The organism is Herbidospora sp. NBRC 101105, assembly GCF_030269205.1.
GTDB classification, from domain to species: Bacteria; Actinomycetota; Actinomycetes; order Streptosporangiales; family Streptosporangiaceae; genus Herbidospora; species Herbidospora solisilvae.
This window is the reverse complement of the sequence record NZ_BSSX01000004.1, coordinates 573,771-588,379: the sequence shown is the minus strand read 5'-3', so window position 1 is coordinate 588,379 and position 14,609 is coordinate 573,771. Positions and strand designations below refer to the sequence as shown.

Below are 14,609 nucleotides of genomic sequence, written 5' to 3'. Positions count from 1 at the left end.
ACGGTGGCCGCCCTCGTGACGGCGCCCGGGTCGCCTGCGGCCATGAGTGTTCTGCTGGTCGCGCTGCTGCTCCTGCCGCTGCTGGGGGCCCTCGCGCTCCTCGTCCCCGGGCCGCTCGGCACGGTGGCCGTGCGGTTCGGGCTGGCGGTCTCCGGAGTGGTGTTCGCGGTCGCCGTCGCGGTGGCGTCGGTGTTCGACTACTCGGCCGCCGGGCGGGTGCAGGGGACCGTCGACCTCCCGTGGATCCCCTGGCTCGGGGTGCGGTTCCACCTCGGGATCGACGGGATCTCGTTGCCGCTCGTCGTGCTGACGGCGCTGCTGACCCTCCTGTGCCTGGTCTACCTGGCCGGACACCGGCCGCCACGGGCCAGGGAGCTCGTCTTCGCGCTGCTGGTGCTCGAACTCGGCATGATCGGCACCTTCCTCTCGCTCGACCTGCTGCTGTTCTTCGTGTTCTTCGAGGTCGTGCTGATCCCCATGTACTTCGTCATCGCCGTCTGGGGCGGCGAGGGGCGGCGGCGGGCGGCGTACAAGTTCATCCTCTACACGCTGCTCGGGTCGGCGGTGCTGCTGGTCGGGCTGCTCTACGTCTGGGCGCAGACCGGCACCCTCGACATGGTCCGGCTGGCTGCCGACCATCCGATGGGGCGCACGGCGCAGATCCTCGCGTTCGTGGCCATCGGGGTCGGGCTGGCCGTCAAGACGCCGATGTGGCCGCTGCACACCTGGTTGCCCGACGCCCACACCGAGGCCCCGACCGTGGGGTCGGTGCTGCTCGCCGGGGTGCTGCTCAAGATGGGCACCTACGGGTTCGCGCGGGTGGCCGTCCCGATCCTGCCCGAGGGGGCCGCGGCCGTCGCGCCGTGGCTGGGGGCGCTGGCCGTCGTCGGCATCGTCTACGGCGCGCTGGCCTGCCTGGCGCAGCGCGACCTCAAGCGGCTGATCGCCTATTCGTCCGTGGGCCACATGGGGTTCGTGCTGCTCGGCTTCGCGACGCTCACGCCGGTCGGCATCAACGCCGCCCTCTACGGCAACATCGCCCACGGCCTGATCACCGGGCTGCTGTTCTTCCTGGTCGGAGCTTTGAAGGAGCGCTACGGCACGTCCGACCTCGACGAGCTCGGGCCGGGCCTGCTCGGGCGGCTGCCCTATGTCGCGTCGCTGCTGACCTTCGCCTCCGTCGCGTCGCTCGGGCTGCCCGGGCTGGCGGGGTTCTGGGGCGAGATGCTCGCCCTCCAGGGCGCCTACGAACCGGCCGCCGGGCTGCCCCGCGAGCTGTTCCTCACGTTCATGGTGATCGGCGGGCTCGGGGCGGTGCTGACGGCGGCCTACTTCCTGGTGATGTTGTCGCGGCTCACCCACGGACCGTGGGGCGGGCCTGGGCCGACCCTTCACGACGCCACCCGGATCGAGCTCGCCGCCTGGGTGCCGCTGGTCGTGCTCATCCTGGTGTTCGGGGTGTGGCCGTCGGCGCTGCTCGGGCTGACCACACCCGCCGTGCAGGCGCTTCTGGGGGTGCCGTGATCCAGTCGATCGACTACTGGGCGATCGCCGCGCCTCTGATCCTCGCGCTGGCCGCCGGGCTCGTCCTGCTGCTCGACGCCTTCCTGCCCGCCCGGCCCGGCGTCCGGACCGCTCTCGGCTGCGTCACCCTGGCGGCGCTGGCGGCGGCGTTCGCCGTGGTGGTGGCCCAGCGGGGCGTCCGGGAGACGTTCTGCGTGCCGTCCGTCGGGTGCTCCTACGTCGTCGACGCGACCACGGTCGTGTTCGCCGGGCTGGCCCTCGGGGCCGGGGCCGTCGTGGTGCTGCTGTCGATGGGGCAACTCGCCGAGGGCGACATCCCGGTCGGGGAGTGGTACTTCCTGCTGCTCGCGGCCCTGGCCGGAGCGGTCACCCTGCCCGCGTCCCGCGACCTGATCATGCTGGTCGTGGCGCTCGAACTGGTCTCGCTGCCGGTCTTCGCGCTGACCGCGCTGCGCCGCTACGACGGTCGCGGGGCCGAGGCGGCGCTCAAGCTGTTCGTGGTCTCGGTCGTCTCCACGGCCGTGATGTTGTTCGGGGTCAGCCTCCTCTACGGCATCACCGGCGCGGTCCATCTCGACGCCATCGCGGCGGCGCTGGCCCAGCCCGAACGCCCGGGAGCCGGGCCGGTCGTGGCGGTCGGGGCCGTCATGGTCGTCGCCGGGTTCGGGTTCAAGATCGCCGCGGCGCCGTTCCACTTCTGGGCCGCCGACGTCTACCAGGGCGCGCCGATCCCGGTCGCGGCCCTGCTGTCGGTCGTGTCGAAGGCGGCCGGGTTCGCCGGGCTCATCCTCGTCCTCACCCAGGCCCTGCCGGGTGAGGCGGCCACCTGGACGCCGATCGTGGCGGTGCTGGCCGCGCTGACCATGACCGTCGGCAACGTGCTGGCGCTCCGGCAGACCCACCCCGTCAGGCTGCTGGCCTGGTCGTCGGTGGCCCAGTCGGGCTACGTCCTGGCCCCGATCGCGACCACCGACGCCCAGGCGGCCACCGCCTACCTGGTCTTCTACGCCGCCATGAACCTGACCGCGTTCGCCGTGGTGATGGCCGTGCCCCACGACACACTCGACGGCTACCGGGGCCTGGTCGCCGGCCGCCCGGTCGCCGGGCTGGCCCTGGCGTTCGCGCTGATCTGCCTGGCCGGGCTGCCTCCCGGCCTCGCCGGGTTGTTCGCCAAGGTCGTCGTGTTCCGCGAGGTCGTCGCGGGCGGGCTCGGCTGGCTCGCGATCGTGATGGCCGTCAACACGGTGATCGGCCTCTACTACTACATCGCCTGGACGGCCCGCCTGTTCACCCCCGCCGACGCCACCCGGCCCACGGCGTCCAGGCCGGCCTTGATCGCGGTCGGGGTGGCCACGGCGGTGGCGGTCGGCTTCTCGGTCGCCCCCCAGCTTGTGCTCGCCACGCTGGGCTGACGTTCAGGACGGGAACGCCCAAACGTCCACCCGCGTTGGAGGGGGGGAGTGTGCGGAGGTGGACGATGCGGAGAAACGGGACGCGTACGGCGGGGATGCTGGGCGGGTCCGCCGTGCTGATCGTCGTCGTCGCGGGGCTGCTCGGGGGAGTCACCGGCCTGGTGGCCGGGGTGCCGCTGGCCGCGGTCATCGTGTGGGTGGCCTATTTCTTCTCCGACCGGTTCGCCCTCGCGGCGCTCCGCGCCCGGCCCGTCGGCGAGGTCGAGCACGCCGCCCTCTATGAGATCGTGCGGGACCTCTGCACGCAGGCCCGCCGCCCCATGCCCCGCCTCTACGTCTCCCCGCTGGCCCAGCCCAACGCCTACGCCACCGGCCGCACACCCCGCAAGTCCGCCGTCATCGTCACGCAGGGGTTGCTGACGCTGCTCGACGAGCGGGAGCTGCGCGGGGTGATCGGGCACGAACTGGCCCACGTCCACAACCACGACACCCTGCTCGCCTCGGTGGCCGGGGCGCTGGCGACCATGTTCACCACGTCGGGCTACCTCGGCCCGGTCTTCGGGGTGCGCCGCGCCGACGACGAGAAGCCGGCCCCGCTGACCCGGTTCGTCGCCGCCCTGCTCGCGCCGATCGCGACCGGGCTGGTCAGGCTCGCGCTGCCGCCCGACCGGGAGTTCGCCGCCGACGAGGCCTCGGCGCGGATGACGGGCGACCCGCTCGCGCTCGCCTCCGCGCTGCGGCGCATCGACGCCAGCAACCGGGCCCGGCCGCTGCCGCGCAACGGCCGGATCGCCAGCGCCAGCCACATGTTCTTCGCGGGGCCGTTCGCGACCCGGCCGACCACCGCCGAACGGGTCGCCAACCTGGAGCGGCTGCGCTAGCTGCGCCGGTTCGCCGGGTCGGTCTCCCCGGGATGCAGCCCGAACAGCCCGTCGATGCTCTCTCTCAGGGCGCTCGACCGCTGGGTCTGCCGCTTCTTCGAGCTGTCGAGTTCGTGGTGCTCGTCGAGGAGGGTGCGGTCGTGCTCGAAGGCCATGAACGGCACCGAGTAGCCGCAGGAGTCGGAGATGCGGTCGCAGCTCACCACGATCACCGACCGGACGGCCGGATGGGGACCGAAGTTCTTCAGCAGCGCCTCGAAGCGGCTGTCGGCCGGGGTGACGACCTCGCCGGTGCCGTACAGGCGGACGATCTTCGGCGGCCCGGAGAACGAGGCGAACATGATGGTGATGCGGCCGTTGTCGCGCAGGTGGGAGATGGTCTCGACGCCGCTGCCGTCGAGGTCGAGGTAGGCGACGGTGGTGTCGTCGAGGACGGCGAAGGTGTCGGGGTAGCCCTTGGGAGACACGTTGACATGCCCGCCGGACTCGGGGGCGGTGGCGACGAAATAGACCGGCTGTGAGGTCACGAAGTCTCGCAGCCGGCCGTCGATCACGTCATATTGTTTGCCCATGACCGGACGATAACTCCGATCATTCGCCCGGCAGCCACCATATCCACAGGTTGGACCGCAGGCTCCAGGTGTCGACCTTCTTCATCTCGCCGGTGTCGACGTCGATCGTCCGCAACCCGCCGCCGATGACGTCGCCGCTCGGACTGTTCCGGTACGTCCAGAGCAGCAGCCGGTCGGAGGTCTGCCAGACCAGCTTGTTGGCCCGCTCCCCCTTCGGCATCGTCAGCTTCACCGGCGCCCCGACCGAGTCGGACGACAGGTCGTAGACCCGCAACGCGGCCTGCCGGCCCTCGATGAACACCGCGATCGACCGCCCGTCGTCGGCCAGGGCAAGCGGATAGTTGTCGTCGACGACCTGCGGCACCTCCTGGCTGTTCACCTCGCCGTCGGCGTCGTAGGAGGAGAAGATCGTGGTGTTCTGGTCGGAGGTCCCGGTCACCATCACCTTCGACCCGTCACCGCTGAACCCCTGAAGGGTCGCGTCGGCGGGCAGCGTGTAGTAGCTCCCCGACGCCACGTCGACCACCTTCGTCGGCAGCGTCCCCTGGACGTAGTCGATGGCGATCTGCTTCCCGTCGTACGACAACAACGTGTCGATATCGTTGATCAGCAGCCCCTTCGGGAGCTTCGCCGCCGCCCCCCGCAGCGGATGGACCTTGCCGGTGACGAGATCACGCACCACCAGCTTCTTCGTCGTAGCCGTGAAATAGGCGATCCGCCTGCCGTCGCCGCTCACCGCCGGCTGCAGCGAACTCTCCCGGTCGACGCCCCCCGACGCCGTGACCTGGTGCACCTGCGCGTCCGGCAGCGGCGTGGTGCTGCCGTCCCGGCGGTAGACCATCCACTGCCCGCAGGGCACCGTGTAGCCGGCCTTGGGACACGACTTCAGCCAGACGTACCGCGCGGGCGAGGAGGCGGCTCCCGTCGACGCCTCCGCGACCGCCGCCGGCGACACGACCGCGAGCGCCGTCAACACGGCGGCCACGTATGCACGCTTCTGCATGTGCGTTCCTTTCGTCACCGGAGTAGATGCCGGAACCGGCGCGGAAGTTGGCAGCGAATCGGTAACCGGCATGGGGAGGGGCAGGTTGTGGTGGAATCTGGCGAATGGAACGCGCACGCCAGTTATTGGGCGATGTTCTGATCGGCATCACACTGGTGATCGTGGCGGGTGGGGCCTATCTCGGCAGCCACTATGCGATCACCGATGATGTGGTGTCCTATTCCGGTACGTACGGGCCTTTGCAGGGCGTCGAGATGTCCGCGGCATACGAGTCGGTTCTTACGGCGAACTTCGAGGTGCCCGGCGGCCTGCTGGTGCGTCAGGTCCACGACCAGTACGGGACGGTACTGCTGGTCGGGCTGGTGATCTGGGCGGTGATCGGGCGTTTTCGTTACGCCCTTCCGGCTTTTGCGCTGGCGCTGGTCGCGTCGTTCTCGGGGATGCAGCTGAGGGAGGGCAACGGCCCTGTTCCGCTCTGGTTCGCGGGCCACATCGGGGCCACCCTCGCCATGGCCACGATCATGGTCGTGTCGTCATGGCGTGAGGCCAAGGAGAGACCCATTTCGATCGGGTACGTGGGCGGGGTTCTCGGCCTGCTGGTGGCGGCGGGCCTTTTCTGACCATGACGCGGTTACGACAGGTCGTGGGCGGCCTTCTGATTCTGCTTACTCTCCTGGCGGCGGTCGCCGGCGAGTCGTATGTCATGCCGTTCGGCGGGGAAGTGGTGGTCGACGGGTCGTACGCGCCGTTGCAGGGTGTTTCCCAGACGATCGACCATGGGGGGCCGGTTCTGAACCTCGGGGCCTTCGGCCTCGACCGGGGCGGGCTCTTCTTCTACGGGCTGATCCTCTGGACTGCGCTGGGGCGGTATCTGCACGGGGCTGCGGCGTTCTGCCTCGGCGTGCTGGCGACCGTCACCGCCGTTCTGCTCCACGTGAGCGGGGTCTGGTACGGCGTCCACCTGCTGGCGACGGCGGGAATGGGGGCGGTGCTGGCGGAGGCGGTCAGGCGTGAGTGGCTGACCCGGGAAAAGCACTCAGGGCACATGGCCGCTTCGGGAGCGGCGGCCGTGTGCCCTGAATGTGCCCTCTGACCTTCGGCGGTGTCAGCGGTAGTTCTTGAACTGCAGCGCGATGTCCAGGTCTTTGCCCTTCAGCAAGGTGATGACCTCCTGCAGGTCGTCCTTCTTCTTGGAGCTCACCCGCAGCTCCTCGCCCTGGATCTGGGCCTTCACGCCCTTGGGCCCCTCGTCGCGGATCATCTTGGAGATCTTCTTGGCGTTCTCCTGGTCGATGCCCTCCTTGAGGGCGACCATCAGCCGATATTCCTTGCCGGAAAGCTTCGGCTCACCCGCGTCGAGGACCTTCAGGGACAGCCCGCGCTTGATCAGCTTCTCGCGGAACACGTCGAGGACGGCGTTGGCCCGCTCCTCGCTGTTCGCCTTGATCTCGATGTCCTTCTGGCCGGACCAGGAGATGTCCGCGCCCGTGCCCTTGAAGTCGAAGCGGTGCCCGACCTCTTTGACCGTCTGGTTCAGCGCGTTGTCGACCTCCTGGCGGTCGATCTCAGAGACAACGTCGAAACTGCTATCGGCCATCGGTGTCCGTGTCCTCTCTACGTTCCTACCGACCTTAGCCGCCTCATGACCACTCGCGGCGCCACCTCGATCCCGAGCTCGTGTTCATGTGCTACGAGCGCTTCGAGTTCGGGCCCCCACTCGGCGGAGTCGAGGACGTGGAAGCTGCGCCTGGCGTACCAGGGGGCGTTCCACGGCACGTCCCTGAACGTCGTCAGGGTGACGTCGCCCAGGGCGCAGACGGCTTCCAGGAGCGCCGTCCCCAGGCCTTTTCCCTCGTGTGCGGGATGCACCGCCAACTGGTCGAGATGCACGTTGCCGTCGACCTCGCCCACGAGGGCGAAGCCCACCGGGGGCCGGCCGGTCACGTAGACACGCCCGGGGTCGGAGACTTCTTCGATCATGGTGGTGCCGGGCGGGAAGACAATGCCCAGCGGGGCGAACCGTGCGTCGGCGGCCAGCTCGATGGCGGCCAGGCCGGGCAGTTCGGCGGGGGTGGGGTGGCGGATCACGCCGACCATCCTGGGTGATGGACGTCTGGGACAAACCGATGTCACGTGTACGGCGCGAGTCCGCTATTCTCTTACCTGTCGCCGCCGAGAGGCGGATGACACGGCAGGTTGCCCGAGTGGCCAAAGGGAGCGGACTGTAAATCCGTCGGCTAAGCCTACCCAGGTTCGAACCCTGGACCTGCCACCAGCAGGAGAAACGGCCCCTGACCATAAGGTCAGGGGCCGTTTTCATGTCTTATGAGAACCACGCCTGCACGGCGACGCCGGTCAGGTCGGCGGGCCCGGCGATCACCTGGGCCACCACCGTGGCCGTGCGGCCGTCGGCGAGGGCGATCTCCTCCACCGCTTCCCGGCCCTGTGCCACCAGCCTCACGGCGGCGTCCTCCAACGCGAGCCGATCACGTTGGCACAGGTCAGGGGGCATCGTGGCCGGAACGACGGTCGCGGCTCTCGAGTTGAGAAACCTCTGGAACAAGGCCCGCTCGCGGCTGGTGCTCAGGTCGAGCAGGCGCTGCTCGACTTCGTGAGCCGACCGCCGGATCATGGCCCTCACCTGCGCGTCCATCTCTTCACTCAGAGAGGCGACGCACACGACCCCTTCCACGCGCCCGGTGAGGGGGTTGAGCACGGGGCTGCCGACGGCGGCGAACTTCTGCAGTTCCGCCCACAGGTGCTCGCTTCCCGTCACCTGGTAGGTCCGCCGCTCCAGTAGCGCGGTGCCCACGGCGTTGGTGCCGATGTCCGACTCGGCGTAGCTGAAACCGGGGATGATGCCGAGGGCGTCGGCCGCCGACCGTATCGAGGTGTTGCCCAGCGCGCGCCGGGCCAGCACTCCGGACGCGTCACTCAGGAACACGCCGGACGGGGTTCCGGCGATGTCGGTCTCCAGCCGGTCGAGGATGGGCTGGGCCGCGCGTACCAGGATGCTGTCGAAATCCATGTCGTCGAGCAGGCGAGCTTTGAAGGCGCCAGGGTTCAGCCCGGCGTCCTGACAACGCCGCCACGAATTCAGGATCGGTTGGCGTACCGCCTGTTCCGCGGAAAGTGCGCTCAAAATCAACTCCATGATCTCGTTAGTGAGTCATGCGGCAACATCCCACGGTAAAAGGGGATAACGCGATCGGATGCATCTGCCGGGTAAATGTTCTACCCGGCGGGCAAAGAATGACCGGTCACGGCCGGGAGGCGAAGGACGAAGCGGGCCCCCTTCGGGGTCGCGTCCTCGACGTGGAGGGTGCCGTGATGGGCCCGGGCGATGTCGCGGGCGATGGCCAGGCCGAGGCCGGTGCCGCCGAGGTCGCGGCTGCGGGCGCTGTCCAACCGGGTGAAGGGCTGGAAGATGTGCTCGCGTTCGGCGGGGCGGACCCCCGGGCCGTCGTCGGTGACGCTGAGCTCCGCGATGTCGCCGGTGCGGCGTACTCCCACCGTGACGTCGTGGGCGGCGTGCCGCTGCGCGTTGTTCAGCAGGTTGTTCAGCACCCGGCAGATCTGGATGGGGACGGCCTCGGCCAGCACCCCGGGGGCCAGGTCGAGCCGTGCCGGGTGAGGATCGCCGATCCGGTGCGCCGTTTCGGCTGCGACGAGTTCGGCCAGGTCCACGGGCTCCAGGGCGGTGGGCGGCGTGGACTCGCTGCGGGCCAGCGAGAGCAGGTCGGTGAGGATGGCCTGCAGTCGGTCCACATCGGTCAGCGCGTGGCGGAGCAGGTCGGCGAGGTCGGTCTCGTCGGGGTGGAGCTGGGCCTCCTCCAGCTGCACCCGCAGTCCGGCCAGCGGGGTGCGCAGTTCGTGGGAGGCGTCGGCGGTGAAGCGCCGCTGGTGGTCGAGGGAGTGCCGCAGTGACGTGGTGGCGTCCTCCAGCTTCGCGGTGATCATGCGTTCATGGGTGTAGCGGCGGGCGTTGTCGACGCACACCGCCGCGCGGTTGACCAGTTCCTCGGCCAGGTCGAGGTCGTCCTCCTCGAAGGCGTTCCTGGTCTTGGAGCGGTAGAAGCTCACCACCCCGAGGGTGCTGCCGCGGGCCCGCATCGGCACCGCGATGAGACAGTGGATGCCGTGGTCGCAGGCCTTCCGGCAGCGTTCGGGGTCCTGTGCGATCCAGCCGATGTCGGTGGACAACGCCGGTTCCAGTACGGGCTGCCCGGTGGCCACGCTGTGCGCCTGCGGCGTGATGGGCAGCAGCTGAATCAGCGCACCGACCGGATGGAGACCCGAATCCTCCTGGACGCCCAAGAGGGCGACCCGGCGCAGTCCCTCGTCGAGGGACGAGGGCTCCTGACCTCGCAACACGCGGTCGCACAGGTCGACGCCGACGTAGTCGGCGAATCGTGGGACGGCGACCTCGGCCAGTTCCTGGGCGGTCCGGGTCACGTCCAGTGAACTGCCGATGCGGGAGCCGGCGGCGCACAGCAGGTTCAGCCGTTCGCGGGCCTGCAGGGCCAGCCGGCCGATTCCCGGCTCGCTCACCGCGAGCAGCCACCTGCCGGTCACGGGAGCCGGTGTGGCGGTCGGGTGATCGTCTCCGTCGTATTCGAAACTCGTCACCAGCGCGATCTCCGTCCTCTGGGCGCGCGTCGGCCGCCTCGACGGTCTGCGGAAAAATCCGCAGAATCAAATATATCAGCCACTTATTTTCCTTTTCTTTTATATCTACTCAACCTTTGGCAAATCGATTTTTCGGGTCCGTGTGGTGGGCGCCGTCGCCGCAGGGCTTCCACGCTCGGCCCGCCGAGCCCCGGCCACGTGACACCTGATGTACTTGTGCATCGCTTGATGACCGCAGGCTTGAGAGGCGAGGAACCCGTGAAGCTCATCCACTCCGGGAAGGTCCGGGACGTCTACGAAGACGACGGCGACATCATCCTGGTCGCGTCCGACCGGGTCTCCGTCTATGACGTCATCCTGCCGACGCCGATCCCCGACAAGGGCAAGGTCCTGACGCAGTTGTCGTTGTGGTGGTTCGAGCAGCTCACGGACATCGTGCCCAACCACGTCATCTCCGCCACCGACGTCCCGGCCGAGTTCGAAGGCCGAGCCGTGCGGTGCAAGGCGCTGAAGATGGTCCAGGTCGAGTGCATCGCGCGGGGTTATCTGGCGGGTCTGGGCCTCAAGGAGTACGAGCGCGACCAGGCTGTCTCCGGCATCGCCCTCCCCGAAGGCCTGCTCGAAGGCTCCCGCCTGCCCGAGCCGATCTTCACGCCCACGACGAAGGCCCCGCTCGGGGAGCACGACGAGTTCATCACCTTCGCCGACGTCATGAACCAGGAGGGCGCGGACGTCGCCGAGAGCCTCAAGAGGATCACTCTGGACGTCTACAAGAGGGGCGCCGAGATCGCCCGCGAGCGTGGCGTGGTCATCGCCGACACGAAGCTCGAGTTCGGCTGGGACGCCGACGGCGTGCTCACCCTCGGCGACGAGGTGCTGACCTCCGACTCCTCGCGTTTCTGGCCGCTGGACGAATGGCAGCCGGGCCGCCCGCAGTTCGCGTTCGACAAGCAGTTCGTCCGCGACTGGGCCGCCGGCACGGGCTGGGACAAGAAGGCCCCGGCGCCCGAGGTGCCGCAGGACGTCGTCGACGTGACCCGGGCGCGCTACATCGAGGCGTACGAGCGGATCACCGGCCGCAGCTGGTAGGCCTCACTCGCTTTCGACCAGCTGAGCCGGTACGGGCGCCCCGAGGAAGTCGAGGAGCGCGGCGACCTTGCGGTCCAGTTCGATCCCGACCTCGGTGATGGCGGGGTTGCCGAAGGCGGCGAACTGCCGGCTGGGCTGGTCGATGGCGAAGCGGGCGGCGCCCGCCTGGTCCTCGTAGACGGTCGTGCGGAGCGGCGCGTACTCCATCACGGCCGGGTCGTGATGGAACATGCGCTGGGCGATGGTGTGGTTGCCCATCAGATACTGCACGCTCCGCCACGTGTCGCCCGAGAGCCCCATGATCTCGGAGTTGTCGAGCGACCAGAAGATGACGAAGCCGTGCGGGGCGTTGCGGTCGGCGGCCCCGAGGACGGTGGCCCAGTCGGCCGACTCTTGGATCAGCCGGTCGAACACCACGCGGTCGAGGGCCGGGACGGCCTCCTCGTAGCGCTGCCGGAACTCGTCGAACGGGACGCCGGTGTCGACGGTCAGCCGGTGGGCCTCGTACACGACGTCGAACACACGATCCTGCTGAATGGTCATGGTCTTACCCCCTTTGAGGGGAACACCGGGTCGCGTGCGGGCAGTCCCGAACCGGTCAGGATCGGAGAAGCAGGATCATCGCGGCCGCCGATAGCGTGAGCTGCGTAAACATCCCCTGCTTCAAGGAACCGACCATGACCACCCAGGGCATCAAGACCGTTCTCCACCCCGTCACCGATCTCGCCGCCGCCAAGGCCGTCTACACCGCCCTCCTCGGCGCCGAGCCGACGACCGACTCGCCCTACTACGTCGGTTACGAGAGCGAGGGCCAGCAGATCGGCCTCGTCCCCAACAGCGACATGACCTCGCCGCTCGCCCACTGGCACGTCGCGGACATCGAGGCCAAGATCGCCGAGGTCACCGCCGCCGGTGCCACCGTCAAGTCCTCTCCCAAGGACGTCGGCGGCGGCCGGCTCGTCGCCACCGTCGTCGACCCCGACGGCAACGTGCTCGGCCTCATCCAGGACCGATGAGAAAACGTCGGTGGCGGCACGTACCCTCGAAGCGGTCGAGAGCCAGGGAGACAACATGAGCCAGCACGCCGCCGACAGCCACGACCTGATCCGGGTCCACGGCGCGCGGGTGAACAACCTCAAAGACGTCAGCGTGGAGCTGCCGAAGCGCCGGCTCACGGTGTTCACCGGCGTCTCGGGCTCGGGAAAGAGCTCATTGGTCTTCGGTACGGTCGCCGCGGAGTCCCAGCGGCTGATCAACGAGACCTACAGCGCCTTCGTCCAGGGGTTCATGCCCTCCCTGGCACGGCCGGATGTCGACGTGCTCGAAGGGCTCACCACCGCGATCATCGTCGACCAGCAGCGGATGGGGGCCGACCCGCGCTCGACCGTGGGCACGGCCACCGACGCCAACGCGATGTTGCGCATCCTGTTCAGCCGCCTCGGGCAGCCCCACGTCGGGTCGCCCAACGCGTTCTCCTTCAACGTCCCCTCGGTCACCTCGGCCGGGTCGATCACGGTCGCGCGCGGCTCGGGCAAGACCGAGAAGCGCACGTTCAACATGGTCGGCGGCATGTGCCCGCGCTGTGAGGGCCGGGGCTCGGTCTCCGACATCGACCTCACGGAGATCTACGACGAGACCAAGTCGATCTCCGAGGGCGCGATCACGGTGCCCGGTTACAAGGTCGACAACATCTGGACGGTCAAGATCTTCGCCGAGTCGGGCTTCCTCGACCCCGACAAGCCGATCGGCAAGTACACGGAGAAGGAACTCCACGACTTCCTCTACAAGGAGCCGACCAAGGTCAAGGTCGAGGGCATCAACCTCACCTACGAGGGCCTGATCCCCAAGATCCAGAAGTCGATGTTGTCGAAGGACAAGGAGGCGATGCAGCCGCACATCCGCGCCTTCGTGGAGCGTGCGGTGACCTTCACCTCCTGTCCCGAGTGCGGCGGCACCCGGCTCGCCGAGCAGGCGAGGTCGTCCAAGATCAAGGGCATCAACATCGCCGACGCGTGCGCCATGGAGATCCGCGACCTGGCCGCCTGGGTGAAGAACCTCGACGAGCCGTCGGTCGCGCCGCTGCTCGACAAGTTGTCCCACACCCTCGACTCGTTCACCGAGATCGGCCTCGGCTACCTGTCCCTCGACCGCCCCTCGGGCACCCTCTCGGGCGGCGAGGCCCAGCGCGTCAAGATGGTCCGCCACCTGGGCTCCGCGCTGACCGACACCACCTACGTCTTCGACGAGCCGACCACCGGCCTCCACCCCCACGACATCCAGCGCATGAACGACCTGCTGCTCCGCCTGCGCGACAAGGGCAACACCGTCCTGGTCGTCGAGCACAAGCCGGAGACGATCGCCATCGCCGACCACGTCGTCGACCTCGGCCCCGGCGCCGGCTCGGCGGGCGGCACCGTCTGCTTCGAGGGCACCGTCGAGGGCCTGCGCTCCAGCGGCACGATCACCGGCCGCCACTTCGACGACCGCGCCTCCCTCAAGGATTCGGTACGCAAGCCGACCGGCCGCCTGGAGATCCGGGGAGCCGACGCCCACAACCTGAAGAAGGTCGACGTCGACATCCCGCTCGGCGTGCTCGTCGTGGTGACCGGCGTGGCCGGTTCGGGCAAGAGCTCGCTTGTGCACGGCTCGATCCCCCGCGGCGCGGGCGTGGTCTCCATCGACCAGAGCGCGATCAAGGGCTCGCGGCGCAGCAACCCGGCCACCTACACGGGCCTGCTCGAACCCATCCGCAAGGTCTTCGCCAAGGCCAACGGCGTCAAGCCCGCCCTGTTCTCCGCCAACTCCGAGGGCGCCTGCCCCGCGTGCAACGGGGCCGGGGTCATCTACACCGATCTCGGCATGATGGCCGGCGTGGCGACCACGTGCGACGAGTGCGAGGGCAGGCGGTTCGACGCGTCGGTGCTCGACTACAAGTTCGGCGGGAAAGACATCAGCGAGGTCCTCGCGATGTCGGTCACCGAGGCCGAGGCGTTCTTCCGCGAGGGCGAGGGCAAGATCCCGGCCGCCCACGCCATCCTCCAGCGCCTGGTCGACGTGGGCCTGGGTTACCTGGGCATCGGCCAGACCCTCACCAGCCTGTCGGGCGGTGAGCGCCAGCGCCTCAAGCTGGCGACCCACATGGCCGAGAAGGGCGGCACCTACGTCCTCGACGAGCCCACGGCCGGGCTTCACCTGGCCGACGTGGAACAACTGCTGGGCCTCCTCGACCGGCTGGTCGACTCGGGCAAGTCGGTCATCGTGGTCGAACACCACCAGGCCGTCATGGCCCACGCCGACTGGATCATCGACCTCGGCCCGGGCGCCGGCCACGACGGCGGCCGCATCGTGTTCGAGGGGACGCCCGCGGAACTGGTGGCGAAGCGGTCGACGCTCACGGGGGAACACCTGGCGGCTTACGTGGGGGCATGAACGAGGCTTCTCCGGTGTGACTTGTTCGCGCCGGTGGCATGTGTGCGCATTCGGCGGTCCGGCAGAGGTT

At 68.9% G+C, this 14,609-nt stretch carries 15 protein-coding genes and 1 tRNA gene; 9 read left to right on the top strand and 7 right to left on the bottom strand.

The features are described 5' to 3' along the window. Positions 1 to 42: 42 nt before the first annotated feature. The 3 genes from QSK34_RS20110 to QSK34_RS20100 all read left to right on the top strand — a co-directional run bounded on the left by QSK34_RS20110 (position 43) and on the right by QSK34_RS20100 (position 3,817). Positions 43 to 1,524 carry a complex I subunit 4 family protein gene (locus QSK34_RS20110; RefSeq protein ID WP_285585774.1) on the top strand — a complete coding sequence of 494 codons (1,482 nt, stop codon included), beginning with the start codon at positions 43 to 45 and terminating at the stop codon, positions 1,522 to 1,524. After that, positions 1,521 to 2,936: an NADH-quinone oxidoreductase subunit N gene (locus QSK34_RS20105; protein WP_285585773.1), complete on the top strand. Its 1,416-nt coding sequence runs from the start codon at positions 1,521 to 1,523 to the stop codon at positions 2,934 to 2,936. The genes QSK34_RS20110 and QSK34_RS20105 overlap by 4 nt, the downstream gene beginning before the upstream one ends. A 65-nt stretch (positions 2,937 to 3,001) precedes the next feature. Next, complete coding sequence (locus tag QSK34_RS20100; RefSeq protein WP_285585772.1) at positions 3,002 to 3,817, top strand: M48 family metalloprotease; 816 nt, start codon at positions 3,002 to 3,004, stop codon at positions 3,815 to 3,817. Here the strand turns inward: QSK34_RS20100 and QSK34_RS20095 are convergent. Together QSK34_RS20095 and QSK34_RS20090 are read right to left on the bottom strand one after the other, a co-directional pair. After that, positions 3,814 to 4,389 (bottom strand): pyridoxamine 5'-phosphate oxidase family protein, encoded by a 576-nt coding sequence (locus tag QSK34_RS20095; protein WP_285585771.1) that lies wholly within the window; start codon positions 4,387 to 4,389, stop codon positions 3,814 to 3,816. The genes QSK34_RS20100 and QSK34_RS20095 overlap by 4 nt on opposite strands. A 19-nt stretch (positions 4,390 to 4,408) precedes the next feature. After that, entirely contained in the window at positions 4,409 to 5,392 is a 984-nt protein-coding gene (locus QSK34_RS20090; RefSeq protein WP_285585770.1) for a TolB-like translocation protein, read from the bottom strand. A gap of 104 nt (positions 5,393 to 5,496) precedes the next feature. Between QSK34_RS20090 and QSK34_RS20085 the strand changes: the two genes are divergently transcribed. Beyond that, positions 5,497 to 6,012 (top strand): hypothetical protein, encoded by a 516-nt coding sequence (locus tag QSK34_RS20085; protein WP_285585769.1) that lies wholly within the window; start codon positions 5,497 to 5,499, stop codon positions 6,010 to 6,012. Positions 6,013 to 6,014: 2 nt separating this feature from the next. Beyond that, positions 6,015 to 6,485, top strand: coding sequence for a hypothetical protein (locus QSK34_RS20080; protein WP_285585768.1), 471 nt, complete (start codon positions 6,015 to 6,017; stop codon positions 6,483 to 6,485). A gap of 12 nt (positions 6,486 to 6,497) precedes the next feature. Here the strand turns inward: QSK34_RS20080 and QSK34_RS20075 are convergent, their stop codons facing one another. Both QSK34_RS20075 and QSK34_RS20070 read right to left on the bottom strand, forming a co-directional pair. Then, the gene (locus tag QSK34_RS20075; RefSeq protein WP_030457017.1) at positions 6,498 to 6,989 is read right to left on the bottom strand and encodes a YajQ family cyclic di-GMP-binding protein; all 492 of its coding nucleotides are present in this window, start codon (positions 6,987 to 6,989) and stop codon (positions 6,498 to 6,500) included. A 17-nt stretch (positions 6,990 to 7,006) separates the two neighbouring features. Beyond that, on the bottom strand, positions 7,007 to 7,489 hold the full coding sequence (locus QSK34_RS20070; protein WP_502875532.1) for a GNAT family N-acetyltransferase: 483 nt from the start codon (positions 7,487 to 7,489) through the stop codon (positions 7,007 to 7,009). 93 nt (positions 7,490 to 7,582) lie between these two features. Between QSK34_RS20070 and QSK34_RS20065 the strand changes: the two genes are divergently transcribed. Next, a tRNA-Tyr gene (locus QSK34_RS20065) sits at positions 7,583 to 7,667 on the top strand. A gap of 48 nt (positions 7,668 to 7,715) precedes the next feature. On the opposite strand, the gene QSK34_RS20060 is transcribed toward QSK34_RS20065, so the two are convergent. Next, positions 7,716 to 8,546: a GAF domain-containing protein gene (locus QSK34_RS20060; protein WP_285585766.1), complete on the bottom strand. Its 831-nt coding sequence runs from the start codon at positions 8,544 to 8,546 to the stop codon at positions 7,716 to 7,718. A gap of 80 nt (positions 8,547 to 8,626) precedes the next feature. Further along, entirely contained in the window at positions 8,627 to 10,021 is a 1,395-nt protein-coding gene (locus tag QSK34_RS20055) for a GAF domain-containing sensor histidine kinase (RefSeq protein WP_285585765.1), read from the bottom strand. A gap of 228 nt (positions 10,022 to 10,249) precedes the next feature. On the opposite strand from QSK34_RS20055, the gene QSK34_RS20050 reads away from it, so the two are divergent. Continuing rightward, entirely contained in the window at positions 10,250 to 11,110 is an 861-nt protein-coding gene (locus tag QSK34_RS20050) for a phosphoribosylaminoimidazolesuccinocarboxamide synthase (protein ID WP_285585764.1), read from the top strand. A gap of 3 nt (positions 11,111 to 11,113) precedes the next feature. On the opposite strand, the gene QSK34_RS20045 is transcribed toward QSK34_RS20050, so the two are convergent. Beyond that, complete coding sequence (locus QSK34_RS20045; RefSeq protein ID WP_285585763.1) at positions 11,114 to 11,653, bottom strand: DUF302 domain-containing protein; 540 nt, start codon at positions 11,651 to 11,653, stop codon at positions 11,114 to 11,116. Positions 11,654 to 11,787: 134 nt separating this feature from the next. Between QSK34_RS20045 and QSK34_RS20040 the strand changes: the two genes are divergently transcribed. Beyond that, on the top strand, positions 11,788 to 12,126 hold the full coding sequence (locus QSK34_RS20040; RefSeq protein WP_161482304.1) for a VOC family protein: 339 nt from the start codon (positions 11,788 to 11,790) through the stop codon (positions 12,124 to 12,126). A gap of 55 nt (positions 12,127 to 12,181) precedes the next feature. Beyond that, on the top strand, positions 12,182 to 14,539 hold the full coding sequence (locus QSK34_RS20035) for an ATP-binding cassette domain-containing protein (RefSeq protein WP_161482305.1): 2,358 nt from the start codon (positions 12,182 to 12,184) through the stop codon (positions 14,537 to 14,539). Positions 14,540 to 14,609: the final 70 nt, after the last annotated feature.

Coding starts and splice junctions, on each gene's coding strand:
- QSK34_RS20110 (WP_285585774.1), top strand. CDS start 43: ATGAGTGTTCTGCTGGTCGCGCTGCTGCTCCTGCCGCTGCTGGGGGCC.
- QSK34_RS20100 (WP_285585772.1), top strand. CDS start 3,002: ATGCGGAGAAACGGGACGCGTACGGCGGGGATGCTGGGCGGGTCCGCC.
- QSK34_RS20095 (WP_285585771.1), bottom strand. CDS start 4,389: ATGGGCAAACAATATGACGTGATCGACGGCCGGCTGCGAGACTTCGTG.
- QSK34_RS20090 (WP_285585770.1), bottom strand. CDS start 5,392: ATGCAGAAGCGTGCATACGTGGCCGCCGTGTTGACGGCGCTCGCGGTC.
- QSK34_RS20085 (WP_285585769.1), top strand. CDS start 5,497: ATGGAACGCGCACGCCAGTTATTGGGCGATGTTCTGATCGGCATCACA.
- QSK34_RS20080 (WP_285585768.1), top strand. CDS start 6,015: ATGACGCGGTTACGACAGGTCGTGGGCGGCCTTCTGATTCTGCTTACT.
- QSK34_RS20075 (WP_030457017.1), bottom strand. CDS start 6,989: ATGGCCGATAGCAGTTTCGACGTTGTCTCTGAGATCGACCGCCAGGAG.
- QSK34_RS20070 (WP_502875532.1), bottom strand. CDS start 7,489: ATGGTCGGCGTGATCCGCCACCCCACCCCCGCCGAACTGCCCGGCCTG.
- QSK34_RS20060 (WP_285585766.1), bottom strand. CDS start 8,546: ATGGAGTTGATTTTGAGCGCACTTTCCGCGGAACAGGCGGTACGCCAA.
- QSK34_RS20050 (WP_285585764.1), top strand. CDS start 10,250: ATGACCGCAGGCTTGAGAGGCGAGGAACCCGTGAAGCTCATCCACTCC.
- QSK34_RS20045 (WP_285585763.1), bottom strand. CDS start 11,653: ATGACCATTCAGCAGGATCGTGTGTTCGACGTCGTGTACGAGGCCCAC.
- QSK34_RS20040 (WP_161482304.1), top strand. CDS start 11,788: ATGACCACCCAGGGCATCAAGACCGTTCTCCACCCCGTCACCGATCTC.
- QSK34_RS20035 (WP_161482305.1), top strand. CDS start 12,182: ATGAGCCAGCACGCCGCCGACAGCCACGACCTGATCCGGGTCCACGGC.